We start from the raw sequence: 23214 nt of genomic DNA, 5'->3' as shown, positions 1-23214 counted from the left end.
TTATAAACGAACTTTAGTAGCTGATAAAATAGTTATTGTTAGGTTTTTTTCGGTCGAGTCGAATCGATTGACTTTTGCCGCGAAATCACATAATTTGGACATAAGATATATCTCGAATTCGAGATATTTTTGAATAGGAGAGGATCTACATGAAAGTACACGGTATTCACCACGTATCTGCGTTAACGGCAAATGCGCAAAAAAATCTCGATTTTTATGTGAGAGGGCTTGGAATGAAGCTTATCAAAAAAACGGTCAATCAGGATGATCCGACCATGTATCATTTGTTTTACGGGGATGAGGTGGCGACTCCGGGATCGGATTTGACGTTTTTCGAGATTCCGATGCTCGCGCGCCGCATAGAAGGAACAAACTGCATTTCTTCGATATCGCTTCGCGTGCCGGGGGAGGAGGCGCTCCGGTTTTGGGAAAAACGCCTCGATGAGCTCAGCATTCGCCGCGGAGACATCACAAAGCGGGCAGGGCGCAGCATTCTCAGTTTTTCAGATCATGAAGGCCAAAACATCATTCTCGCTGCTGATGAAAAAGGTAAAGACATAGGAGTGCCTGTGAAAAACAGCGTCATACCTAAAGAATATGCAATCAGGGGACTCGGCCCGGTCGAGCTGTCGGTCTCTGATCAGGCGCCGACTGCATCAGTTCTGACAGACATCCTCGGCTTTCAGCAGATTGCTGAAGAAACCATCGCGGACACCGGCCGCAAGCTCCTCATTTTTGAATCAGGAGAAGGCGGGGCCGCGACGGAAGTCCACATCACGGAGACGAAAGACCACAGAAGGGAGCGCCCGGGAAAAGGAAGCGTCCATCATGTCGCATTCCGCGTCAAAGATGAGGAAGAACTGCAAAAATGGCATGAAACCATCAGCGCGCACGGCTTCACCAATTCCGGCATCGTGGAACGCTATTATTTCAAAGCGCTGTATTTCAGAGAACCGAACGGCATCCTGTTTGAACTGTCGACAGACGGTCCCGGATTTGCCGTTGACGAAGACATCGATGAGCTTGGTCAAAGCCTCGCGCTTCCTCCGTATCTGGAAAACAGGCGAAACGAAATCGAAGCCCGTCTGAAACCGATCAAATAATAGAAAAGTCAAGGCCTTTTTCGGGCCTTGATTTTTTTGTTATGCAAAAAGGCCGCCGGTTATTCCGGCAGCCGGGGGGGGGATGCGTATTGAATTAAGAAGAAGTTACTTCTTTTTGATCAAGCTTCACTTGTTTTGTCATCGTTTTGCCGTTTCTGATGATCGTCACTTTCACCGTTTCGCCGATTTTCGTATCCTTGTAGAGGATGCTGCGAAGGCTGCTTCCAGAATCGGTTTCCTTGCCATTCAGGCTGATGATGACATCATTTTCTTTTAGACCCGCTTTTTCAGCAGGAGATCCTGACGCGACCTGGCCGATGTAGACGCCTTTGTTTAATTGGCTTCTGGTCAGTCCGAGCGTGCCTGTTTGATAGTTTTCAGGAACCTGGCTGAGATCCATCATGCTGATGCCGATATACGGTCGTTCGATTTTGCCTTTTGACAAAAGTTGCTCTGCAATGGGCTTGACGTCATTGCTCGGAATCGCAAACCCGATTCCTTCAACGCCGGTTTCGCTGATTTTCATGCTGTTAATGCCAATCACTTCGCCTTTTTTATTGAGCAGGGCTCCTCCGCTGTTGCCCGGATTGATCGCCGCATCCGTCTGAATGACGTTCATCTCGGTTTCGCCAGCTGACGTATCGACGGAAACGGTCCGGTTTACGCCGCTGATGATTCCTTGCGTCACGGTGCGGGAAAGGTCTTTGCCGAGCGGGTTCCCGATCGCGACGACCTGCTCGCCCGCTTTCAGGCTTGAGGAGTCGCCGAATGTTGCGACTTTTTCAACGTTGGCAGCAGAAATTTCCACAACGGCAAGATCTGTCAATGAATCGCTGCCGACCAGCTTGCCTTCCACTTCTTTTCCGTTTGAAAGGGAAACCGTCAGCTTACTCGCGCCCTCGACAACGTGGTTGTTTGTAATGATATAAGCTTTTCCGTTCGCTTTTTTATAAATGACGCCTGAACCTGTGCCCGTTTCCTCTTCGCTTGAGCTTCCGCTGGTTGTTCCGTTTTCGCTGCTTTCAAAGCCGAACATGCCGCTCTGCGATTGTTTTTGATAATTTGAGATGCCGACGATGGCCGGCGATACATTTTCGACCATTGTTGAGACATCTGTCGAACTTGAGCTTGACAGCTTTTCGGTTTTCGTATTTTGCGAGGAAGATGTCGTCGTATCCGCCGTTTGTGTTTGCGCGGCCGATGTCGTCTTCTCGGTTCCGCTGTGCTGAAATGTCGTGACGCCGAGGACAAGGCTTCCTCCGATGATGCCGCTGATGATCGGCGTCAGCCAAGAAAGTTTTCGTTTTTGCTGTTCCGCACGATTGACAGTGTGACTAGCCTGATGTTCAGGGATGATGATTTCATTTTTGGGTTCACGTTTGTTTTCCCTATTGTATTCCATGTTCTCCACGCTCCTATTGTTATCATAACCTTTGATGCATACATCATAAACAAAGAGTGTGGGATAAACATGAAAAGATTGTGGGAAATTGTAAAAGAAACAGGGTAATATAGAAGGAGGGCCGCCTGACGGATTGTGTACAAAAAATTCCCTGAGGTGTTATACGTTGAATAAAATCGGTTTTATCGGGTTTGGGAGCATGGCAGACATGATTGCGTCCAAACTGCTTGAACAAGGAAAAATTGATGATCATATGGTGTCAGTAAATACAAGGACGATCGGCAGCCGAGCGGAAGAACTAGCGAAACGCTATCCGAACGTTTCCTTCCAATCGGCTGAAGAGCTGGCAAAAGAATGCGGCCTTATCTTCATATGCGTTCCTCCTTTGGCAGTCGAAGAAGCGGCCACAAAAATCAGCCCTTTTCTCCGGGAGGATGCGCATATCGTATCGATTGCCGCTGCAGTTACGATCAGTCAGCTTCACAAATGGACAGACCGGCAATCATCAAGATACATACCGACTTTGACATCTGAGACGGGTACCGGTATTTCGCTTGTCGTGCACGGGGAACGGGTGACGGAAGACAACAAAAAACGGCTCGAAGAATATCTCTCTTTATTTAGTACGGTGAAAAACATCCGTGAAGCAGATATCGATGCCGCAAGTAATTTAACAAGCTCATCGCCTGGATTCATTGCTTCGATTTTTGAAGAATTCGCCCAGGCTGCACTCAGGAACAGCAGCCTGACAAAGGAAGAAGCATTTGACTTTCTGATCCATTCTTTAGTCGGCACGGGAAAACTTTTACTGGAAAAACAAATGACGTTTGAAGAAACGCTTCAAAGGGTGGCGACAAAAGGAGGCATCACCGCCGAAGGGGCCGATGCAATCCGGAAGGCGGCGCCGCAGATGTTTGACGAGGTATTTTTCAGAACAATGGAGAAATACAAGGAAATAAACGAAGCAATTAACCGCCGGAAAAACGGGATTTATGAATGAGAGGCTGCAAGCACGCGGCCTTTTTTCATTGTCACTCGATATATTTCTACACTTTTCCATTGTGATCTTTAATTTCTAAAATTGTCAAAAGTTATTGCAATCCTATTAAAATTCTAATATAATTTGTTAGAATATTCTTAAAATAATACAAAATTTGAGAGATTTGTCAGGGGGTTTTTGATGAAGCTGTATATGTCTGTTGATATGGAGGGGATTTCCGGGCTTCCGGATGATACGTTTGTCGATTCCAGCAAGCTGAACTATGAGCGGGGCAGAGCAATCATGACGGATGAAGCCAATTACGTCATAGAAGAGGCGTTTAAAAACGGCTGTTCTGAAGTGCTTGTCAATGACAGCCATTCGAAGATGAACAATCTTCTCATCGAACGGCTTCATCCTGAAGCGCAGCTGATCTCAGGGGACGTCAAGCCGTTTTCGATGGTGCAGGGGCTTGATGACACGTGCGGGGGAGCGATATTTCTCGGCTACCACGCAAGGGCGTCGATGAAAGGCGTCATGTCGCACAGCATGATCTTCGGCGTCAGGCATTTTTACATAAACGATCAGGCCGTCGGCGAGCTCGGATTTAACGCCTATGTCGCGGGCTATTACGGCGTTCCGGTGCTGATGGTAGCCGGTGACAAACAGGCGGCGCTCGAAGCGGAGGAGCTCATTCCGAACGTGGCGACGGCCGCCGTCAAAGAGACGATTTCCCGCTCGGCTGTCAAATGTCTGACGCCCGAGAAAGCGGGGCGGCTTTTAAAAGAGCAGACTGCCTTTGCGCTCCGAAACAAGGATAAAATCAAACCGCTCGCACCTCCGGACAGGCCGGTGCTGAGCATCGAATTTGCCAACTACGGTCAGGCGGAATGGGCGAACTTGATGCCTGGCACCGACATCAAACCGGGAACGACGATCGTCCGCTATGAAGCAAAGGACATTTTGGAAGCTTACCAGGCGATGCTTGTGATGACAGAGCTTGCGATGAGAACGACATTTTCATAGGAAGGTGTGATGGAAAATGGCGGGTTACATCATCAAGCGGCTGCTCTCGATGGCGGCGACCATTTTGGTAATTACGACGCTGACCTTTGTGATGATGAAAGTGATACCCGGCTCTCCTTTTAACGAGGAGCGGACTACAAATGAAGCGGTGCAGCAAAACCTTGAGGCTTACTACCATTTGGACGAGCCTCTCTTTGTTCAATATTTGTTTTATTTGAAATCGATCGTCACGTTTGATTTCGGCCCGTCGATCAAACAGCCGTCGCAGAGCGTGAACGATTTGCTGGCAAGAGGCTTCCCCGTTTCGTTTGAACTGGGGATGACGGCGCTTGTGATCGCAATTCTGTCAGGCGTCGTCCTCGGCATCTTTGCGGCGCTTCGGCAAAACGGAATCATCGATTATTTGGCGATGACGCTCGCAGTTCTCGGAATTTCCGTTCCGAACTTTATTATGGCAACCATGCTGATTCAACAATTTGCCGTCAATTGGAACATCTTTCCGCCGTCGACATGGACGAGCCCGATGCATATGGTGCTTCCGACAGCCGCTTTGGCCATGGGGCCGATGGCGATCATCGCCAGGCTGACGCGTTCCAGCATGATAGAGGTATTGACCCAGGATTACATCCGGACGGCGAGGGCAAAGGGGCTTTCTCCTTTTAAAATCGTCGTGAAGCATGCGCTGAAAAACGCGCTCATGCCCGTCATTACCATTCTCGGGACGCTCTCAGCCGCGATTTTAACGGGCAGCTTCGTCATTGAAAAAATCTTCGCCATTCCGGGAATGGGAAAATACTTCGTCGAAAGCATCAACTCCCGCGATTATCCCGTCATAATGGGAACCACCGTTTTTTACAGTATCATCCTCATCGTTATGCTGTTTCTAGTCGACATGGCCTACGGAATTCTCGATCCGCGCATTAAACTGCATAAGAAAGGGTGAGACATATGAGCCTCCCAGTTCGCACGGAACATAAAGCGCCACCGGGCGGGCATATCCCGAACGAATGGTTCGTTCCGAAAAAACATGAAAAAGGCGAAAGCGAATCTGTCGTAAGGCCGAGCCTTTCATACTGGCAGAACGCCTGGCGGATTTTAAGAAAAAACAAGCTTGCGATGACCGGTCTAGGGATTTTAATATTCCTCTTCATCATGGCGGCTCTCGGACCCGTCTTGTCTCCGCACAGCGTTACACAGCAATCGCTCTCACAGCAAAATCTTCCCCCGTCCGGAGAGAATTGGTTCGGAACGGACGAGCTTGGCCGCGACGTGTTTACAAGAACATGGTACGGAGCCAGAATTTCTCTTTTTGTCGGTGTGACGGCGGCTTTGATCGATTTTGCGATCGGCGTTGTTTACGGCGGGATTGCAGGGCTTAAAGGCGGCAACACCGACCATATCATGATGCGGGTCATCGAAATCCTTCACGGTCTCCCGTATTTACTCGTCGTCATCCTTTTAATGGTGCTTATGGGACCGGGGCTCGGAACGATTCTCGTCGCGCTGACCGTCACCGGCTGGGTCGGAATGGCCCGGATCGTCAGGGGGCAGGTGCTGAAGGTCAAGCATGATGAACACGTTCTCGCATCGAAAACGTTTGGGGCGGACACGATGCGGATCATCAGAAGGAATCTGCTTCCGAACATGATGGGGACGATCATCGTTCAGATGACGCTGNNTTTAAGCTTTCTGGGCCTTGGAATTCAGGCTCCGTTCGCCAGCTGGGGCGTTATGGCAAACGACGGTTTGCCGGTGATTTTGTCAGGACATTGGTGGCGGCTGTTCTTCCCGGCTTTCTTTATTTCGCTGACGATGTTCGCCTTCAACGTTCTTGGGGACGGCCTTCATGATGCACTTGACCCGAAGCTGAGGAGGTCATGACGATTGCGGAAGAAAATATTGGAAGTCGACAACCTGCATGTTTCGTTTTCGACATACGGCGGGACGGTCAAAGCCGTCCGGGGCGTGAGCTTTGATTTATATGAGGGAGAAACGTTTGCGATCGTCGGCGAGTCAGGGTGCGGAAAGAGCGTCACTTCGCAAAGCATCATGCAGCTTTTGCCGAAGCATTCGGCCGTGATCACGGACGGTTCGATTCGCTTTAAAGGAAAAGACCTGTGCCGTCTGCCTGAAAAGGAGATGAGGGCGATTCGAGGGGCGGAAATCTCGATGATCTTCCAGGACCCGATGACGGCTCTCAATCCGACTTTGACCGTCGGTGATCAGCTGGCAGAGGCGATCCTGCAGCACCGGGACGTGACGAAGGACGAAGCGAAAAAAGCTGTGATCTCGATGCTTGAGCTTGTCGGAATTCCGAATCCGAAAGAGCGCTTAAAGCAATATCCGCACCAATTCAGCGGAGGGATGAGGCAGAGGATCGTGATCGCGATGGCACTGATTTGCGAACCTGAGATCCTGATCGCTGATGAACCGACAACGGCGCTTGATGTCACCATACAGGCGCAGATCCTTGAACTGTTTAAAGACATTCAGCGGAAAACCGGGGTGGCGATCATTTTAATTACCCATGATTTAGGCGTTGTCGCACAGACGGCTGACAGAATCGCGGTTATGTATGCGGGGAAAATCGCGGAGACGGGAACGAGAGCAGACATTTTTTATCATCCTCAGCACCCGTACACAAAAGGGCTGCTGAAATCCGTGCCGAGGCTTGACCTTGATGATGCAGACCTCGTTCCGATCGAAGGGACGCCGCCGGATTTGTTTTCCCCGCCTGAAGGCTGTCCGTTTACCGCCCGCTGCGGGTACGCAATGGAGGTCTGTGAAAGGGTCTATCCGGTGAAAACAGAGGTGTCGGCGGGGCATGACGTATGCTGCTGGCTTCAGGATGAACGGGCCAAGCGGGCTATACTTTCGTCTTAACAAATGAAACGGGGGGATTTGATGAAAAGATGGTGGAGCAGTTTGATCGTCATAGTTGGTCTCGTCATGCTGTTCGGATGTACGGCCAATGAACAGGCAGGACAGGATGCTGGGGGAAAAGGAAACCATGCGGAAAAAGAACAGGTGCTAAAGCTGAACAATGAAAACGAGCCGACGTCATTCGATCCGCCGATCGGCTTTGATAATGTGTCATGGCAGGCGCTGAATAACCTGATGGAAGGGCTCACCCGGCTTGGCTCAGATCATGAGCCTGAGGCTGCTTCAGCCGAAAAATGGAACATTTCCGATGACGGAAAGACATATACTTTTACAATCCGCGAGCAGGCGAAATGGTCAAATGGCGATCCGTTGACAGCAGGCGATTTCGAATACGCCTGGAAGCGCCTGCTCGATCCGAAAACGGGTTCATCCGCCGCATTTTTAGGATATGTTATCGAGGGCGGTGAAGCGTTTAACAGCGGAAAAGGCTCAAAGGACGATGTCAAGGTTACAGCCGTTAACGACAAAACGCTTAAAGTCACGCTGACAAGCCCGCAAAAATCGTTTTTAAGCATCGTCTCAAACCCGGCCTTTTTCCCAGTCAACAAGAAAATAGCCGAAGAAAACCCGAAATGGCATGAGGAAGCTGACACATTCGTCGGGAACGGGCCGTTTCAACTGACGGAGTGGAAGCATGATGAAAGCCTGACGATGAAAAAAAGCGGTACGTATTGGGATAAAGATACCGTCAAGCTTGATAAAGTCACATGGGCGATGGTCAATGACAGAAATACCGATTATCAAATGTTTGAGTCAGGCGAGCTTGACACAGCTTATGTGCCGGCGGAGATGAGTGAAAAGCTGATGGGATCTGACGAGGTGAAGGTGTTTGACCAGGCCGGCCTTTATTTTTACAGATTCAATGTCAATATGGAGCCTTTCCAAAACGAAAACATCAGAAAAGCGTTCGCGATGGCCGTTGACCAGCAGGAAATCGTCGACTACGTCACGAAAAACGGTGAAAAACCTGCGCGGGCCTTCGTCTCGCCGGGCTTGAAAGGATCAAACGGCAAGGATTTTCGCGAGGAAGGCGGGGATTTGGTCACATTTAACGCCGAAGAAGCGAAAAAGCTCCTTGAAAAAGGAATGAAGGAAGAGCATTATGAGAAGCTTCCTGATGTTACGCTGACATACAGCACAAAGCCCGAACATAAAAAGATGGCCGAAGCGATTCAGCAAAAGCTGAAAAGCGTATTGGGCGTGAACGTGAAGCTGGCCAATATGGAATGGAACACTTTCCTTGAAGAGCAAAAAGCGCTCAAATTTCAATTTTCCCAAAGCTCTTTTTTGCCTGATTATGCCGACCCGATCAACTTCCTGGAAAGCTTTCAAACCGGCAATTCGATGAACAGGACCGGCTGGAGCAGCAAAGCGTATGATCAGCTGATTAAAGAGGCAAAACAAGAAGCTGATGAAACAAAGCGCGATCAACTGTTGCACGAGGCTGAAAAACTGCTGTTTGAAGGCATGCCGATCATTCCGGTCTATTTCTATAATCAGGTTCACTTGGAAAAGGAAAATGTAAAGGGCATCATCCGCCATCCTGTCGGCTATATCGAACTGAAATGGGCCGAAAAAACGTAGTCTAAAAAAACGTCCGCCCGGGACATTCATGTGCGCTTTTCGCACAGTTTTCGGGCGGTTTTTTCACAAAGGGGGACTTAGCATTGAGAATAGCACCTCGCAAACTTGAGAGAGGGGATGCGGTCGGAGTGATCGCTCCCGCCAGCCCGCCCGTCGCAGAACGGCTTGATAAAGCCGTCGAATATTTAAAAGAGCTTGGGCTCCGCGTCAAATTCGGCCGCGCCGTCGGCAAAAGGTGCGGCTATTTGGCGGGAACTGATGAAGAGCGCGTCAACGACTTGCATGAAATGTTCCAAGACCCTGACGTAAAAGCGGTCATTTGTGCGTGCGGTGGATATGGCACGGGGCGGATCGCAGAGCGGATTGATTATGACATCATCAGAAACCATCCGAAAATTTTTTGGGGCTACTCAGACATCACCTTTTTACATATTGCCATCCAGCAATGCACCGGCATGATCACATTCCACGGCCCGATGTTAAGCTCTGACATCGGAAAGGAAGACGTCCACCCGCTGACAAAGCAGTCATTTCAGCAGCTGTTTCACAGCATGACGCTCAGCCTGACCGAAGAAGTGTCGCCTTTAGAGGCAATCGTCAAAGGAACAGCGAAAGGCGGACTGATCGGCGGAAACCTCGCACTCCTCGTGACGACCCTCGGCACGCCGTTTGAAATCGATACAAGAGAGAAGCTTTTGTTTATTGAAGATATCGATGAAGAGCCTTACAGAATTGACAGGATGCTCAACCATTTGAAAATGGCCGGGAAGTTGTCCGATGCCGCAGGCTTTCTGCTGTGCGATTTTCATGACTGCATTCCGAAAAAGCGCGATGAGTCACTGATGTTGAAGGACATTATTCAAGACTATATCATTCCGGAAGGAAAACCGGCGCTGTCCGGCTTTAAGATCGGCCACTCTTCTCCGAACATTGCCATTCCGATCGGAGCGGAGGGCGTGCTTGATGCCGATAAAAAGCAGCTCATCATCGAACCGGGAGTTTCTTAAAGGAGGCCGCCATGAAAATTACGGGAATTCATACATACCGTATTGCCGTTCCGCTAGTAAAGCCGTTTAAAACCGCGCTCAGAACGGTACGTACCGCAGAAGCCGTCATTGTGAAAATGTCGGCTGAGAATGCGGCGGGCTGGGGGGAAGCGCCGCCGACTGCCGTCATTACCGGAGAAACCCTTGACAGCATCGAAAGCGCGATCAAGGAAGTATTCGCCCCGGCTCTGACCGGCCGAAGTTTACTAAATGCAGAAGCGATATTTCACGACATCGGGAAACTGATGAGCGGAAATACGAGCGCAAAGGCAGCCGTTGATATGGCTGTTTACGATTGTTTATCACAGATGTGCGGGCTTCCCCTGTATCAATTTTTGGGAGGATACAGGAAGGAGATGGAGACGGATTTCACCGTCAGCGTCAATGATCCGGATGAAATGGGCGAAGACGCTGCCGGCTATGAAAAAGCCGGATTTCGCACGTTAAAAGTAAAGGTTGGAAAAGACGACATCGAGACCGATCTTGCCCGCATCCGTGAAATCCGCAGACGGACGGGGCCGGGCGTGAAGATCCGGCTTGACGCGAATCAAGGCTGGACACCGAAACAGGCGATCAGAGCGATCAAAAAGATGGAGGATGAAGGGCTTGAGATTGAGCTTGTCGAACAGCCTGTCCATAAAGGTGATCTTGCAGGATTAAAACGGGTGACAGACGCAGTCGATACGCTGATCATGGCGGATGAAAGCGTCTTTTCGCCGGAGGAGGCGTTTCAGGTGCTGAAAACGAAAAGCGCTGATTTGATCAACATCAAGCTGATGAAAGCAGGCGGCATCAAGAGGGCGCTGAAAATCAATGCGATCGCGGAAGCGTGCGGAGTCGAGTGCATGGCAGGCAGCATGATCGAAACAAGGCTCGGCATTACGGCGGCCGCCCACTTTGCAGCAAGCCAAAAAAACGTGACAAGGTTTGATTTTGACGCGCCGCTGATGCTGAATGATGATATCGTCGAAGGCGGAATCAGCTACGCCGGCAGCAGGATTGTGATGCCTGATGCACCCGGGCTCGGCATATCAGGCATCAAAGGGGAGGCGATACGATGAATGTGTATACGGCAGCCGTTTCAGTAGCGACCGTCTGGACGGATCCTGACGCACCGCGGAGGATCGATCAGGCAATGCTCTCGAGGCCCGTCCATGTAAAAGAATGGCTTGATTCTCTAACATATGAGAAGCGTCTTGAGCTGTGTACGGCGAATCTCATTCAAACACAGGTGCTGTTCGGTGAAGAAGTGCTGGTCCTTGAAGAAAGGGACGGCTGGGCAGCGGTCGTGATCCCCGGACAGCCGTCGGCGAAGGATGAACGCGGCTATCCGGGCTGGATGCCGAAAGCCTGTCTGGCAAAAAAACGCCGGGTGAAGCCGGAAGCGTTTGCCGTCATCCGAAAGCCTACCGCTTATTTATATACGGAGGAGAAAAAGAGAGAGTTCGAATTAAGCTTTCTCACGTCGCTGCCCGTTTTCGGGGAAGAAAGCGCCTGGTATCAAGTCGACACGCCGTTGGGGCCAAGGCGGCTGAGGAAAGAGGACGCCGGCACATTATCCGGTGAAAAAGGTTCGGGAAAAGACATCGTTCAAACGGGAGAAGCTTTTTTGCACCTGCCTTATCTGTGGGGCGGAATGAGCGGATTTGGCTATGACTGTTCAGGTTTTGCGTATTCGATGCTGAAAGCGAACGGCTATTTTGCGCCCCGGGATGCCGGTGATCAGGCAAAGGGCGGCAGAGAAGTTCCGTTTAGCCGGCCGGAGCCGGGAGATCTGTTGTTTTTTGCATATGAAGAAGGGCAAGGCCGGGTGCATCATGTCGGCATTTACTGTGGAAACGGAAAGATGCTTCATTCTCCGAAGACCGGCAAAACGATCGAAATCATATCCATCGAAGACACGGTATATGAAAAGGAGCTGTGCGCGATTCGGCGCTATTTTTCACCAAAAACGGGGGGAACGGCATGAAACGGAATACACTGCTGAACGTCAGCCGTCTGAAAATGCATTTTGACGCCGGGAAAGGCAAAACGGTCAAAGCGGTCGACGGTATTTCATTTGAAATTAAAGAAGGGGAGACATTCGGGCTCGTCGGTGAATCAGGCTGCGGCAAATCGACGACGGGCAGGGTGCTGATGCGCCTTTACGAACCGACCGAAGGCGAGGTTCGATACCGGGGGAAAAACATCCACGCATTGGACGAATCCGAATCGTTTCAATACAACCGCAAAATCCAAATGATCTTTCAGGACCCGTATGCTTCATTAAACCCGCGGCTGACGGTCAGAGACATTATGCTTGAGCCGATGGAAATCCACGGCCTGTACGAAGGGCGGAAGGGGCGGCTTGAAAAAGCGGACGAGCTCCTGGAATCGGTCGGCCTGCACCGCAGCTTTGCCGATCGTTATCCCCACGAATTCAGCGGCGGCCAGAGACAGAGAATCGGGATTGCGAGGGCGCTCGCCCTGGAGCCGGAGTTCATCGTAGCCGACGAACCGATTTCCGCACTCGACGTTTCCGTGCAAGCCCAGGTGGTCAATCTGCTGAAAAACCTGCAAAAAGAAAAAGGATTGACCTTCCTGTTCATCGCCCATGATCTTTCAATGGTCAAGCATATCAGCGACCGGATCGGCGTCATGTATCTCGGCCACATGGTTGAAATTACGGCGAGCGCCCGATTGTATAAAGAACCGCTTCATCCGTATACACAGGCGCTTTTGTCCGCCATTCCGATTCCTGACCCGGATATTGAAGACAAACGGAAGCGAATCATTTTAAAAGGCGAGCTTCCAAGCCCGATCGACCCGCCGACAGGGTGCGTATTCAGGACAAGGTGCCCTGCTGCGATGGACATTTGCGCTGCGGAAAAGCCCGTATTGAAGGAAGCTGAGGAAGGGCACTTCGTCGCCTGCCATTTGTATGACGGGGATGTGAAAAAGGAGGCCGATGATGTGAAGGTGACGGTACAGGCCAGATAGGGATCAGTATTTTCGAACAGCATAAATCATGTTCTCCGAAAGAATAATGAAATTGTTGAATAAGGAGACTTGATGATGCTCGAAGAAAGGAAAGGTAAACTCGGTTTGGCTCTTTCTGGCGGAGGTTTTTGCGCCGCATTCTTTCATATCGGCGTTCTTGCAAGAATGGCCGATATGGGACTGCTTCGTCATGTAGAAGTAATCTCTACCGTATCGGGAGGATCAATTATTGGTGCGCTATTTTACCTTCACCTCAAGAACATGCTCGAGGAAAAACAGGGCTCTGAAATTAAAGATGAAGACTGTCAAGATATGTTGGAAACGATTCAAAACGAGTCTCCTCGCGGTTCAACGCAGCATACGGTTGCATACTTTTCTCATCCATTCCCAAAATTTAAGAATGTGTTTACCCGATTCACGAAGGGATTATGTCGGAGAGACAATTGCTTATACATGAAACAGCAATCCATTAAGTCCAGTGTAAAAAATGCGAAAATCCCGATACATATGATGAACGCCACCAGTCATAATTGGGTATTTACCGTTTCGGGAATGGAGGAAACGAAGCGAGGCAAAAGCGTGCTGCCCGTAGACGGGAATTTCAAACTGCCGCCTTAAAGGACCTTATCAAGCGTACGGTGTCAACGACGAAGTTCAAACGCTTCTTTCACGTACTCTTTTTCTGATGCAGAAGCCATGCCGGACGGCTGTAAAATGAGCGGATGCGAAATCAATCGCTCAAAGGTTAAAGATTTTGCTGCAAAGCACCCTATTCCAAAAATAGACTACCGCTTTTTTGAAATTGAAGAACGGCTTACTTCACGGAACATAGCCCCTTACTATAAACGGCTGTTAGAGGCTGCAAGCAAAACTTTGTTTAAAGCTTTTCGAATAAACATTGTTTTGAAAATTGCCGGTTTCGCAATCATGGCATTTTAAGCATCATGCTTTTTATAATGCTGCCTCAACACTTTCACGTTCCAAAGGCGCTGCTGACTCCGGTCATCTTTTTCCTTTTACTTTTAAAGGCAATGTATGCAGGCTTACTGAAAGCACCTGCTGTAAGGATCATGTTGAAAATTGTACCTGCTGTAATCATAGCTTTCACAGGGGGTTTGTTAATCGGTCTTTATCTTGTTACACTTGATAAGCTCTATTTATATTTGGGAAGCGTGAAGAGGTTAAAAAGAAAGGCAGAAAAAAAGGAGCCGCTTTAATCGGCCTCCTTACGTACAGCTCCGCTCAAGCGGCATTGTACAGCATCTGAAAGAACCGCCTGACTTGATAATCTCCGACAGGTCGACTTCAATAACCGTATAACCTCGCGACCTTAGCTGTCTGTTGACCGCCTGATTGTCAGGGAGGCTGATGACGGTTTGATTTCCGATGGAAAGCACGTTTGTTCCCAGTCTGAACTGTTCATGCTCAGGTATCTCGATCATATCGTAGCGCTTTTTAAGCACCTTGTATTCGCGCTTTCCCAGCGCTTTTGGATAGACGAGCGCTTCGTGCGGAGAAATAATGTTGAAGACGCAATCAAGATGAAGGAAGGTTTCTTCAAATGGAACGGGAATCACTTCGTGTGTAGGAAGCAGCCGTTTAAGCTCCTGAACGGCTGAAAGCGATGTCCGTTCGCTGATGCCGGCATACACGGTATGCTGATCGATGAGAATGTCGCCTCCCTCTATTTTATCGCCTTTGTTTAACGAACGGTAAGCGATGTTTTCTTTTGAAAGCCACTCCTGAAGCACGGTTTCCTCACCCTGGCGGATATCAGCCGAGAGCCGGGAGGTAAAAACAGTCTCCCCGATCGTAAATCCGATATCCCTTGTGAAAACCTGCTCGGGAAATTGGCTTAAAGCAGGAAGCAGCACTACTTCGATGCCGCGCTTTTCCAATTCCTTGACAAATGCTTCATGCTGGCGGACGGCAATCGTTATATCGATATTTTCTTCATGGAAGTGTTTCTGCGTTTCATTGATGACATCCTTAATCGTCATATATTCCGGCCGGCACAGCACAACTTTTTTCAAAATGTCGTATTCGCTGGTGCAGTTTGCTTTATCATTTTTTTTCGATACTGCTGAATCCATATGCTCTCCCCCGTCTCGCGATCATACTGCCATTATTCCCTTCCCGGCTCAGGAAATAAACGCTTTCGAAAGAAAACCTTACAGATTATCCGGATAAAAAACTTTAGACAAATGAATTCTAATAGTGTTTAATAAAGAAAATTCCACTTCACAAACACATTCAAGACATCAAAGGAGTAATGGAACATGAATCGACCGGAGAAAAAATACTGCAAGGAATCGAAAGTTGTCAAAACGAGCCGGGTTTTTCCGCTTGATACGAACAACCACAACACGCTGTTCGGAGGGAAGCTGATGAGCTATATTGACGACATCGCCTCGATTTCCGCAGCAAGGCATTCCAGATGCGGGACGGTGACCGCATCGATGGATTCTGTCGATTTTCTCGAACCGATCGGCCAGGAGGATTCGGTTTGTCTCGAATCTTACGTAACATGGGTGGGAAGAACGTCTATGGAGGTATTTGTCAAAGTGATTAAAGAGCATTTGCTCACAGGGGAACGCAAGCTTGCGGCCACCTCCTTTTTAACGTTTGTGGCGTTAGACAAAGACGGAAATCCCCAGCCCGTTCCGCAGGTCGTACCTGAGACCGAAGAAGAAATCATGCTCCACCAAACGGCCAAACAGCGGGCTGAAGAACGAAAAAGCCACAGGAAGCACAGCAAAGCTCTCGCCGAAGCCCTTGCGGTGGACAAGCCGTGGTAAGCCGGCCAACCCCGTCTCTTTTTACAAAGAGACGGGGTTTTCTTTTGCACCCGGCAGAGCCGACACTTTTTTTGAATAAGAGATTTCAAATGATGAATTATTCTAAAAAAATAACTAGCCGATCTGGTTATCTTGATTTTCTACGCTTTCAGGAAGATTTTTATCGAATTAATCGGGATGATTGTCATAAAAAGAATAAAAATGAAAAACTGAAAAATAGGAGGGAAATATGTTGTTATTTGTATTCCTGTAAAATATATTAGTTTTTGTGAAAAAATTTGGATGAGGTGTATGAAATGAAAAAAGGTTTTGGTTTAATCGCGCTTGCCATGCTGGCGTTCAGTTCTTCCGTGCCCGTTCACGCGGCAGACCACGGGCGTGAAGTGCTCGGAGCGAATGACGGCTGGGGAGCTTACGGCGAAGGTACGACCGGAGGTGCTGAGGCTTCCTCTGATCATGTATATACGGTGGAAAACCGGCAGGAGCTTGTGGATGCGCTAGGCGGAAAAAACAGTGCCAACGGCTCCAACGATACGCCGAAAATCATTTATATCAAGGGAACGATTGATCTGAATGTCGATGATGAAAATAAATCTTTAGGCTATGATGATTATCGGGACCCCGAATACAGCCTTGAGAAATATTTAAATGCGTATGATCCCGATAAGTGGGGGAAAAAGGAGCCGTCAGGAGAGCTTGAGGAAGCAAGAGCCCGCTCAGAAAAAAATCAAAAAGAGCGGGTCGTCATCAATGTCGGGTCCAATACGACGATCATCGGATTAGGGGATGACGCGAGAATCGTCGGCGGAGGTTTTCAAATCAAACAGGCGGAAAATGTGATCATCCGCAATATCGAATTCGAAAATGCGTACGACTATTTTCCGGCCTGGGATCCGACGGACGGGAGCGATGGAAATTGGAACTCTGAATTTGATAATCTATTAATCGATCAATCGGAACATATTTGGATAGACCATTGCTCATTCAACGACGGAAACAAACCTGACGAATTGAATGGAACGTATTTCGGACGCGAATTTCAGCATCACGACGGACTGCTTGACGTCAAAAAACAATCGGATTTTGTCACAGTGTCCTATAATGTATTCTCAGGACATGATAAAAACACGATTGTCGGATCAAGCGACAGTTATTCCGCCGATAAAGGCCATTTGAGAGTGACTTTCCACCATAACATGTATGAAAACATCAAGGAGCGCGCACCGCGTGTCCGCTACGGAAAAGTGCACATTTACAACAACTATTTTAAAAACACAGATAATAACTACGATTACTTATGGGGCGTAGGATATTCTTCAAAAATTTACGCCGAGGACAACTACTTTGAGCTGCCTGAGGAAACGAAGCCTCAGAAGTTGATGAAAGCCTTTAAAGGGGATGCTTTATACGAAGAAGGTACGCTCTTAAATGACCAAGAAAGCATCTCGAAAATCGATGTTGTCAGCACCTATAATAAGGCGAAAAGCGCATCGATCAAAAAATCGGTAGGCTGGAAACCTGAGCTTTACGGGAAAATCGACGCTGCCAGTGACGTACCTGAAATCGTCGAACAGCAGGCCGGCGCGGGTAAATTGAAATAAGCTGAAAAAAGCGGACAACCTGAATGTCCGCTTTTTTAAAAAGTTTACAATCTGAACGTTCGGGTGCTAAGATTTTGCCATGATAGCGTTTTTGATAGAGGAGTGAAGGGGATGGGATTTGTCAAAGATTTGCATACTGACGAAAAGATGGCGCCGGCCGTGGGGGTTCTGTATTCGGCCGTCAGTGAAAATGTCGAGCGGCTGAAGTCGATCGTCTCCGGCATCAGCCCCGAGCTTCTTGAGTATAAAGGAGAACACGGCGATCAAAACAGCATCGCCCAGCTGATCAGCCATTTAATCAATGTCGACACCCGCTGGGTGTTCAGACTGAGGCAGGAGAACCTGCCGCGGGAATTGGAAGAAGCGATCGGTCCGATGACAGATGAAAACGGCCTCCTGCCTGAGGTGAAAGGTGTTCCGCTGTCCGTATTATTGTCACGGTACGACAAAGTGCTTGAAGAGTTGAAAAACACCGCCGGACAACTGACGGAAGAAGATTTACTGAAGACCGTCCCGTACGAAGGAGATCTTGCCACGATCCGCTGGGGGATCTGGCATATGTCGGATCATAACCGCTATCATCAGGCGCATATTCAAGCATTGATTAATGCGTTTCGCAAGCGCGGAGTTTGAATTCGTTCTAAAAGGCTGGTAATCTATACAGTACATGAAGAATACAGCGTTAAAGTTTTCTAGGGTTCCGCACGTCTTTTGATGTGGTCTGGTCCGAGAGAAAACACATATGAAGCTTCATATGCACACGGAGGGATAAAAGCCCGGGAGTATCGTTTTCCATCGATAAACCCGGGCTTTTCTTTGCGCTGATAAATGAAATGGAGGGAATGAATATGAAATGGGGAAGCGTCGTACTGGCCGCCTTATTTGAAATTGTTTGGGTGACCGGGCTGAAACACGCAGATACGGCCATTGAATGGATCGGCACGGCATTTGGCGTCGTCGCCAGCTTTTATCTATTGGTGAAAGCGGGGGAGAAGCTGCCGGTCGGAACCGTTTATGCAGTATTTACAGGCCTTGGCACAGCAGGCACTGTGCTGTGTGAGATCATCCTGTTTCACGAACCGGCCGACATCGTCAAGCTCGCCTTGATCGGCGTTTTGCTGTGCGGTGTGATCGGGCTGAAACTAGTGACACAAGAAGAGAAAGGGGAAGAATCGTAATGGAATGGATCTATTTAATTGCCGCCGGATTGCTCGAAATGCTCGGCGTAACAATGATGAACCAATTTCATAAGGATAAGCGCTTAAGATGGATTTTTCTGTTGATCATCGGTTTTGCCGCTTCGTTTTTCCTGCTTTCGCTCGCGATGAACGCATTGCCGATGGGCACGGCATACGCAGTTTGGACGGGTATCGGAGCCGCGGGCGGAGCGCTCGTAGGCATTCTCTTTTACGATGAACCGAAGGATGCCAGACGCATCTTTTTCATCGCGCTTATTTTGGCATCTGCCGTCGGGTTGAAGCTTGTCAGCTGATCTTTGGCAAAATAGGCCTTCATAAATTGATTTTTCAATAAACTCCAGTATAATGAAAAGATAGTTTATGATTACGAAAAAGAGGGTTTAACAAAACATGAAATCGTATATGAAACAGCAGTTAAAGCAATATCAGGAAACCAATCGTGAAAAAGCGCGCCTGCTCGTAAGCTGCCCTGATCAGCCGGGAATCGTTGCGGCGGTTTCTTCGTTTTTATTTGAAAACGGCGCAAATATTATCGAATCCAGCCAATATACGACAGATCCCGAGGGCGGCCGCTTTTTCTTGAGAATCGAATTTGAAGCGCCGGGAATCCGCGAAAAGATCGGCAATATGAAAGACATGTTCGCTTCTGTGGCTGAGTCTTTCCAAATGACATGGAGCATCGCCCCGGCAAGCGAATTAAAGCGGGTCGTCATCTTTGTTTCAAAAGAGCTGCATTGTCTGAATGAGCTGTTGTGGGAATGGCAGAGCGGCAATTTGATGGCGGAGATTGCTGCCGTCATCAGCAACCATGAGGATGCGAGGGAAACCGTTGAATCGCTCAACATCCCGTTTCTTTATATGAAAGCGAATAAAGACATCCGCAAAGAAGTCGAAGCGCAGCAGCTCAAATGGCTTGAAGAATACCGCGCGGACGTTATCGTTCTTGCCCGCTATATGCAGATTCTGACGCCGGACTTCGTCTCGGCGCATCCGAACAAAATCATCAATATCCATCATTCTTTCCTGCCCGCTTTTATCGGGGCCAACCCGTATAAACGCGCATACGAAAGAGGCGTCAAATTAATCGGCGCCACATCCCATTATGTGACAAACGAATTGGATGAAGGTCCGATCATTGAGCAGGATATAAAACGAGTCGATCACAGAGACAATGCGGAGGCGCTGAAAAACATCGGCCGCACGATTGAACGAAGCGTTCTCGCTAGAGCGGTCAAATGGCATTTGGAAGACCGGATCATCGTGCACGGCAATAAGACGATCGTCTTCAACTAAAAAGTCTTGACAGCGTCCGTTTTCCTCGGCATAATAATAAAAAATCAGCGAGCGTTGAAGAGGACCAGTAAGCAGTTTTTTCTGTGAAAGAGAGTGAAATGAGATGCTGAAACATTTCACCACATGAAACCTGCCGAACCTGCCTCAAGAGCCCTGGAGGGAAAACCCAGGCGCATCCCGGCGTTACAGGGGGAAAGCGGAATGCCGTTTTGCGCATTCAATGAAGGTGGTACCGCGGAAAGCTCTTTTCGTCCTTTTTTACAGGATGAAAAGGGCTTTTTTTATTGGTTTTAAGCCTTGATCATTTCGGAGGGAAAAAACGTGAAAAAACAACGGATTGTCATTAAAATCGGGAGCAGTTCTTTAACGGATGCAAAGGGCGGGATTGACGAAGCAAAGGTCAGCGACCACGTCCGGGCGATCGCCGCTCTGAAAAAAGAAGGCCATGATGTGATTTTTATTTCTTCAGGCGCTGTAGCGGCCGGCTTTTCCCGGCTCGGATATCCGGCAAGACCCGTCACTTTAAAGGGAAAGCAGGCCGCTGCTGCTGTCGGACAAAGCCTTTTGATGCAGCAATATATCCAGCACTTTGCCGAACACGGTTTGATGCCCGCGCAGATCTTATTGACGAGAAATGATTTTGCCAAAAGAGAGCGGTATCGAAACGCCTATGCGACCATCACGGAGCTGATCGAAAGAGGGCTTGTGCCCATCATTAATGAAAACGATTCGGTGTCTGTCGAAGAGCTGACATTTGGGGATAATGATATGCTGTCCGCGCTTGTGAGCGGATTGATCCATGCTGACAAACTGATCATTCTGACGGATATCAACGGTCTCTATGACTCAAATCCGGCTGAAAACCCCGGCGCCAAGCGCTTCGATTTTATCGCCGACATCACTGACGATCTATTAAGCTATGCCGGCTCGATCGGTTCAAAAGTCGGAACGGGCGGCATGAGGTCAAAGCTGTTGGCATCAAAAACAGCCCTTTCTCTCGGAGTCAATGTATTCATCGGCACGGGGAAGGGAGAAGACAAATTGATTCAGATTTTAGAAGGGAGAGGAGACGGAACGTACATCGGGCAGTCTGATCTGTCTTCTGTGAACAATCACAGGCAGTGGATTGCGTTTCATTCTCCGGTATCAGGAAAAATCACCGTTGATGAAGGAGCCGAACGGGCTTTGGCCGAAAACGGAAGCAGCCTGCTGCCGGCAGGTGTTACGGATGTATGCGGAGAATTTGCCAAAGGCGCAGTCGTCGAGGTCTATGGACCGAACGGCTTGGCAGGAAAAGGTCAGACGCTGTATTCGGCGGAAGAGCTTCTTCAAGTAAAGGGAAAACGGAGCGATGAATTCGAGCACGAAAAAGGGATAGAAGTCATCCATCGAGATGATTGGATTAGCATAAACGAATAGGGGGCTGATTTAGATGAGTGAAGTGATCGAAAAAGCGAAAAAAGCGAAAATCGCAAAAGACGAGCTTGTACATCAGACGACGGAAAGCAAAAACGAAGCGCTTCGTCTGATAGCTGAAGCGCTTCGGATAAAACAGGACGACATTTTGGAGGCGAACGGAAAAGACATTGCCGCAGGCAAGGAAAAGGGGTTTTCGCCTTCGCTGCTGGACCGTCTCGCCTTAAGTCCGAAACGGCTGAACGATATTGCAGATGCCGTCCTTCTTCTTGCAGATCTTGATGATCCCGTTGGAGAAAGCCTTGAAACGATCAAGAAAGAAAACGGGCTTCTTATCGAGAAAGTCCGGGTCCCGCTCGGCGTTGTCGGCATGATCTATGAAGCCCGTCCGAATGTGACGGTTGACGCGGCGACCCTTTGCTTGAAAACGGGAAACGCCTGCATACTCCGCGGCAGCTCGTCTGCGATCAACAGCAACAAGGCGCTCGTCGGCGTCATACAGGAAGCGCTCGGCGCATCGAAACTTCCAAAGGATGCCGTCCAGCTGATTGAAGATACGAGCAAAGAAACGGCAAAACAGCTGTTTACGTTAAATGATTACTTGGACGTATTGATTCCAAGGGGCGGAAAAAACCTCATCGACATGGTCGTGCGCGAATCGACGGTTCCAGTGCTCGAGACCGGAGCAGGAAACTGCCATATGTTCATTGACGAAACGGCAGTGAGCGAGATGGCTGAGCAAGTCGTCATCAATGCAAAAACGCAAAGGCCTTCGGTATGCAATGCGATCGAAACGGTGCTGATCCACGAAAACTGGCCGAAGCGCTACGCAAAAGAACTGCTTCAAAAGCTTGAAAAAGAAGGCGTCCAAATCAAGGGGGATGAAGCGGTTTGCGAGCTGCTTCCTTCGGCGGTTCCGGCCGAAGAGCCCGATTGGGAAACGGAATTTTTGGCGCCGGTCGTCAGCGTCAAAACCGTCCGTGATCTGGATGAAGCGATCAGACATATCCACAAGTACGGAACGCTGCATTCAGAAGCAATTTTGACCGAAAATGAAGAAAACGCCCGCTTTTTCCTAACATCAGTAGATGCAGCGGCGGTTTATCACAATGCTTCAACCCGCTTTACCGACGGGTTTGAATTCGGATACGGCGCAGAAATCGGCATCAGTACGCAGAAGCTTCACGCAAGAGGTCCGATGGGCCTTAAAGCGCTGACTTCTTCTAAATATATCATTAAAGGAAACGGACAAATTCGTATATAACAGACTCACATTCTGCCTGAAACTTAGGCAGAATGTTTTTTTTTATTGCATCTCCAATTTATATGTTGTAAAATTCAATTGTGCACAATATAAAATAAAGGAGATAAATCATGACAAAACCGTTATTTACATCCCGAGCCACTGCTAAAGGAGGAAGAGACGGAAAAGTCACCTCTTCTGACGGCGTGCTCGCGTTGGAGCTTGCCATGCCGGGAGCGCCTAAAGCAAAGGAGAGGGGAGACGCCACCAATCCTGAACAGCTGTTTGCCGCAGGATATGCGGCTTGCTTTGACAGCGCATTGCAGCTCACCGCCAGAAAAGCGCGGCTGCAGATTGAGACTGAAGTGACCGCCGATGTCAGCCTGCTCAAGGATGAAGCGGACGGGGGATATAAGCTTGGCGTCAAACTGCAAGTGAAAGGAACAAATATTGAACCGGCAGAGCTTGAAAGCCTTGTTCATCAAGCGCACAAGGTCTGTCCGTATTCAAAAGCGATTTCTGAACATGTCGACGTCATACTTGAAATCTTGGCATAAAAAAAGCGCCTTCCAATTGAAGGCGCTTCAGACCGTTGACAAAAC

At 48.9% G+C, this 23214-nt stretch carries 24 protein-coding genes, 1 riboswitch and 1 other annotated feature; of the genes, 22 read left to right on the top strand and 2 right to left on the bottom strand.

The genetic code is table 11. The features are described from left to right. Positions 1 to 149: 149 nt before the first annotated feature. On the top strand, positions 150 to 1103 hold the full coding sequence (locus V7126_RS22680) for a ring-cleaving dioxygenase (RefSeq protein WP_335499395.1): 954 nt from the start codon (positions 150 to 152) through the stop codon (positions 1101 to 1103). A gap of 94 nt (positions 1104 to 1197) precedes the next feature. On the opposite strand, the gene V7126_RS22675 is transcribed toward V7126_RS22680, so the two are convergent. Further along, entirely contained in the window at positions 1198 to 2505 is a 1308-nt protein-coding gene (locus tag V7126_RS22675) for a S1C family serine protease (protein ID WP_065894234.1), read from the bottom strand. Positions 2506 to 2671: 166 nt separating this feature from the next. Here V7126_RS22675 and proG point away from each other — a divergent pair, with 166 nt between their 5' ends. The 12 genes from proG (at position 2672) to V7126_RS22615 (ending at position 14001) form a co-directional block, all read left to right on the top strand. After that, positions 2672 to 3505, top strand: a complete 834-nt coding sequence (proG, locus tag V7126_RS22670; protein ID WP_335499392.1) for a pyrroline-5-carboxylate reductase ProG — start codon at positions 2672 to 2674, stop codon at positions 3503 to 3505. A 180-nt stretch (positions 3506 to 3685) separates the two neighbouring features. Then, positions 3686 to 4510 (top strand): M55 family metallopeptidase, encoded by an 825-nt coding sequence (locus V7126_RS22665; RefSeq protein WP_335499391.1) that lies wholly within the window; start codon positions 3686 to 3688, stop codon positions 4508 to 4510. A gap of 16 nt (positions 4511 to 4526) precedes the next feature. Beyond that, positions 4527 to 5453 carry an ABC transporter permease gene (locus V7126_RS22660; protein WP_046133002.1) on the top strand — a complete coding sequence of 309 codons (927 nt, stop codon included), beginning with the start codon at positions 4527 to 4529 and terminating at the stop codon, positions 5451 to 5453. Between the two features lie 5 nt (positions 5454 to 5458). Continuing rightward, the gene (locus tag V7126_RS22655) at positions 5459 to 6391 is read left to right on the top strand and encodes an ABC transporter permease (protein ID WP_335499390.1); all 933 of its coding nucleotides are present in this window, start codon (positions 5459 to 5461) and stop codon (positions 6389 to 6391) included. Between the two features lie 3 nt (positions 6392 to 6394). Further along, positions 6395 to 7393 (top strand): ABC transporter ATP-binding protein, encoded by a 999-nt coding sequence (locus V7126_RS22650; protein ID WP_335499387.1) that lies wholly within the window; start codon positions 6395 to 6397, stop codon positions 7391 to 7393. A gap of 3 nt (positions 7394 to 7396) precedes the next feature. Further along, the gene (locus tag V7126_RS22645; protein ID WP_438823819.1) at positions 7397 to 9037 is read left to right on the top strand and encodes a peptide ABC transporter substrate-binding protein; all 1641 of its coding nucleotides are present in this window, start codon (positions 7397 to 7399) and stop codon (positions 9035 to 9037) included. Between the two features lie 83 nt (positions 9038 to 9120). Continuing rightward, positions 9121 to 10044 carry a S66 peptidase family protein gene (locus V7126_RS22640; RefSeq protein WP_335499381.1) on the top strand — a complete coding sequence of 308 codons (924 nt, stop codon included), beginning with the start codon at positions 9121 to 9123 and terminating at the stop codon, positions 10042 to 10044. Positions 10045 to 10055: 11 nt separating this feature from the next. After that, complete coding sequence (locus tag V7126_RS22635; protein ID WP_335499378.1) at positions 10056 to 11144, top strand: dipeptide epimerase; 1089 nt, start codon at positions 10056 to 10058, stop codon at positions 11142 to 11144. Beyond that, entirely contained in the window at positions 11141 to 12052 is a 912-nt protein-coding gene (locus tag V7126_RS22630; RefSeq protein WP_335499376.1) for a C40 family peptidase, read from the top strand. Before V7126_RS22635 ends, V7126_RS22630 begins: the two co-directional genes overlap by 4 nt. Continuing rightward, the gene (locus V7126_RS22625) at positions 12049 to 13062 is read left to right on the top strand and encodes an ABC transporter ATP-binding protein (RefSeq protein WP_046133009.1); all 1014 of its coding nucleotides are present in this window, start codon (positions 12049 to 12051) and stop codon (positions 13060 to 13062) included. Before V7126_RS22630 ends, V7126_RS22625 begins: the two co-directional genes overlap by 4 nt. Before the next feature lie 72 nt (positions 13063 to 13134). After that, the gene (locus tag V7126_RS22620; RefSeq protein ID WP_202049323.1) at positions 13135 to 13680 is read left to right on the top strand and encodes a patatin-like phospholipase family protein; all 546 of its coding nucleotides are present in this window, start codon (positions 13135 to 13137) and stop codon (positions 13678 to 13680) included. 96 nt (positions 13681 to 13776) lie between these two features. Further along, positions 13777 to 14001 (top strand): hypothetical protein, encoded by a 225-nt coding sequence (locus V7126_RS22615; protein WP_175076283.1) that lies wholly within the window; start codon positions 13777 to 13779, stop codon positions 13999 to 14001. A 287-nt stretch (positions 14002 to 14288) separates the two neighbouring features. Here the strand turns inward: V7126_RS22615 and V7126_RS22610 are convergent, their stop codons facing one another. Further along, positions 14289 to 15155 carry a dimethylarginine dimethylaminohydrolase family protein gene (locus tag V7126_RS22610; protein ID WP_335499367.1) on the bottom strand — a complete coding sequence of 289 codons (867 nt, stop codon included), beginning with the start codon at positions 15153 to 15155 and terminating at the stop codon, positions 14289 to 14291. 186 nt (positions 15156 to 15341) lie between these two features. Between V7126_RS22610 and V7126_RS22605 the strand changes: the two genes are divergently transcribed. The 9 genes from V7126_RS22605 to V7126_RS22565 all read left to right on the top strand — a co-directional run bounded on the left by V7126_RS22605 (position 15342) and on the right by V7126_RS22565 (position 23169). Then, a complete protein-coding gene (locus V7126_RS22605; RefSeq protein WP_048354409.1) occupies positions 15342 to 15860 on the top strand; it encodes an acyl-CoA thioesterase in 519 nt (172 codons plus the stop codon). A gap of 296 nt (positions 15861 to 16156) precedes the next feature. Then, entirely contained in the window at positions 16157 to 17461 is a 1305-nt protein-coding gene (locus tag V7126_RS22600; protein ID WP_175076281.1) for a pectate lyase family protein, read from the top strand. A gap of 111 nt (positions 17462 to 17572) precedes the next feature. After that, positions 17573 to 18094, top strand: a complete 522-nt coding sequence (locus tag V7126_RS22595) for a DinB family protein (protein ID WP_175076280.1) — start codon at positions 17573 to 17575, stop codon at positions 18092 to 18094. A 48-nt stretch (positions 18095 to 18142) separates the two neighbouring features. Beyond that, a riboswitch (guanidine-I (ykkC/yxkD leader) is annotated at positions 18143 to 18246 on the top strand. Positions 18247 to 18309: 63 nt separating this feature from the next. After that, the gene (locus V7126_RS22590; protein WP_175076279.1) at positions 18310 to 18639 is read left to right on the top strand and encodes a DMT family transporter; all 330 of its coding nucleotides are present in this window, start codon (positions 18310 to 18312) and stop codon (positions 18637 to 18639) included. After that, complete coding sequence (locus V7126_RS22585) at positions 18639 to 18953, top strand: DMT family transporter (protein WP_046133017.1); 315 nt, start codon at positions 18639 to 18641, stop codon at positions 18951 to 18953. The genes V7126_RS22590 and V7126_RS22585 overlap by 1 nt, the downstream gene beginning before the upstream one ends. A gap of 97 nt (positions 18954 to 19050) precedes the next feature. Continuing rightward, on the top strand, positions 19051 to 19953 hold the full coding sequence (gene purU, locus V7126_RS22580) for a formyltetrahydrofolate deformylase (protein WP_046133018.1): 903 nt from the start codon (positions 19051 to 19053) through the stop codon (positions 19951 to 19953). A gap of 45 nt (positions 19954 to 19998) precedes the next feature. Continuing rightward, positions 19999 to 20212: a binding site (T-box leader), on the top strand. A gap of 62 nt (positions 20213 to 20274) precedes the next feature. Further along, positions 20275 to 21372 (top strand): glutamate 5-kinase, encoded by a 1098-nt coding sequence (proB, locus tag V7126_RS22575; protein ID WP_046133022.1) that lies wholly within the window; start codon positions 20275 to 20277, stop codon positions 21370 to 21372. Positions 21373 to 21385: 13 nt separating this feature from the next. Next, complete coding sequence (locus V7126_RS22570) at positions 21386 to 22633, top strand: glutamate-5-semialdehyde dehydrogenase (RefSeq protein WP_175076278.1); 1248 nt, start codon at positions 21386 to 21388, stop codon at positions 22631 to 22633. A 110-nt stretch (positions 22634 to 22743) separates the two neighbouring features. Beyond that, the gene (locus tag V7126_RS22565; RefSeq protein ID WP_175076277.1) at positions 22744 to 23169 is read left to right on the top strand and encodes an organic hydroperoxide resistance protein; all 426 of its coding nucleotides are present in this window, start codon (positions 22744 to 22746) and stop codon (positions 23167 to 23169) included. The last annotated feature ends 45 nt before the right edge of the window (positions 23170 to 23214 follow it).

Source organism: Bacillus sp. JJ675, assembly GCF_036963165.1.
GTDB lineage: Bacteria > Bacillota > Bacilli > Bacillales > Bacillaceae > Bacillus > Bacillus glycinifermentans.
Note: the sequence above shows the minus strand (reverse complement) of the source record. Positions and strands in the feature narration are given on the sequence as shown.

Bases quoted from the DNA above. Each gene is read 5' to 3' on its own strand.
- V7126_RS22680 (WP_335499395.1), top strand. From the start codon at position 150: ATGAAAGTACACGGTATTCACCACGTATCTGCGTTAACGGCAAATGCG.
- V7126_RS22675 (WP_065894234.1), bottom strand. From the start codon at position 2,505: ATGGAATACAATAGGGAAAACAAACGTGAACCCAAAAATGAAATCATC.
- V7126_RS22665 (WP_335499391.1), top strand. From the start codon at position 3,686: ATGAAGCTGTATATGTCTGTTGATATGGAGGGGATTTCCGGGCTTCCG.
- V7126_RS22660 (WP_046133002.1), top strand. From the start codon at position 4,527: ATGGCGGGTTACATCATCAAGCGGCTGCTCTCGATGGCGGCGACCATT.
- V7126_RS22645 (WP_438823819.1), top strand. From the start codon at position 7,397: ATGAAACGGGGGGATTTGATGAAAAGATGGTGGAGCAGTTTGATCGTC.
- V7126_RS22635 (WP_335499378.1), top strand. From the start codon at position 10,056: ATGAAAATTACGGGAATTCATACATACCGTATTGCCGTTCCGCTAGTA.
- V7126_RS22630 (WP_335499376.1), top strand. From the start codon at position 11,141: ATGAATGTGTATACGGCAGCCGTTTCAGTAGCGACCGTCTGGACGGAT.
- V7126_RS22625 (WP_046133009.1), top strand. From the start codon at position 12,049: ATGAAACGGAATACACTGCTGAACGTCAGCCGTCTGAAAATGCATTTT.
- V7126_RS22620 (WP_202049323.1), top strand. From the start codon at position 13,135: ATGATGCTCGAAGAAAGGAAAGGTAAACTCGGTTTGGCTCTTTCTGGC.
- V7126_RS22615 (WP_175076283.1), top strand. From the start codon at position 13,777: ATGAGCGGATGCGAAATCAATCGCTCAAAGGTTAAAGATTTTGCTGCA.
- V7126_RS22610 (WP_335499367.1), bottom strand. From the start codon at position 15,155: ATGGATTCAGCAGTATCGAAAAAAAATGATAAAGCAAACTGCACCAGC.
- V7126_RS22605 (WP_048354409.1), top strand. From the start codon at position 15,342: ATGAATCGACCGGAGAAAAAATACTGCAAGGAATCGAAAGTTGTCAAA.
- V7126_RS22600 (WP_175076281.1), top strand. From the start codon at position 16,157: ATGAAAAAAGGTTTTGGTTTAATCGCGCTTGCCATGCTGGCGTTCAGT.
- V7126_RS22595 (WP_175076280.1), top strand. From the start codon at position 17,573: ATGGGATTTGTCAAAGATTTGCATACTGACGAAAAGATGGCGCCGGCC.
- V7126_RS22590 (WP_175076279.1), top strand. From the start codon at position 18,310: ATGAAATGGGGAAGCGTCGTACTGGCCGCCTTATTTGAAATTGTTTGG.
- V7126_RS22585 (WP_046133017.1), top strand. From the start codon at position 18,639: ATGGAATGGATCTATTTAATTGCCGCCGGATTGCTCGAAATGCTCGGC.
- purU (WP_046133018.1), top strand. From the start codon at position 19,051: ATGAAATCGTATATGAAACAGCAGTTAAAGCAATATCAGGAAACCAAT.
- V7126_RS22570 (WP_175076278.1), top strand. From the start codon at position 21,386: ATGAGTGAAGTGATCGAAAAAGCGAAAAAAGCGAAAATCGCAAAAGAC.
- V7126_RS22565 (WP_175076277.1), top strand. From the start codon at position 22,744: ATGACAAAACCGTTATTTACATCCCGAGCCACTGCTAAAGGAGGAAGA.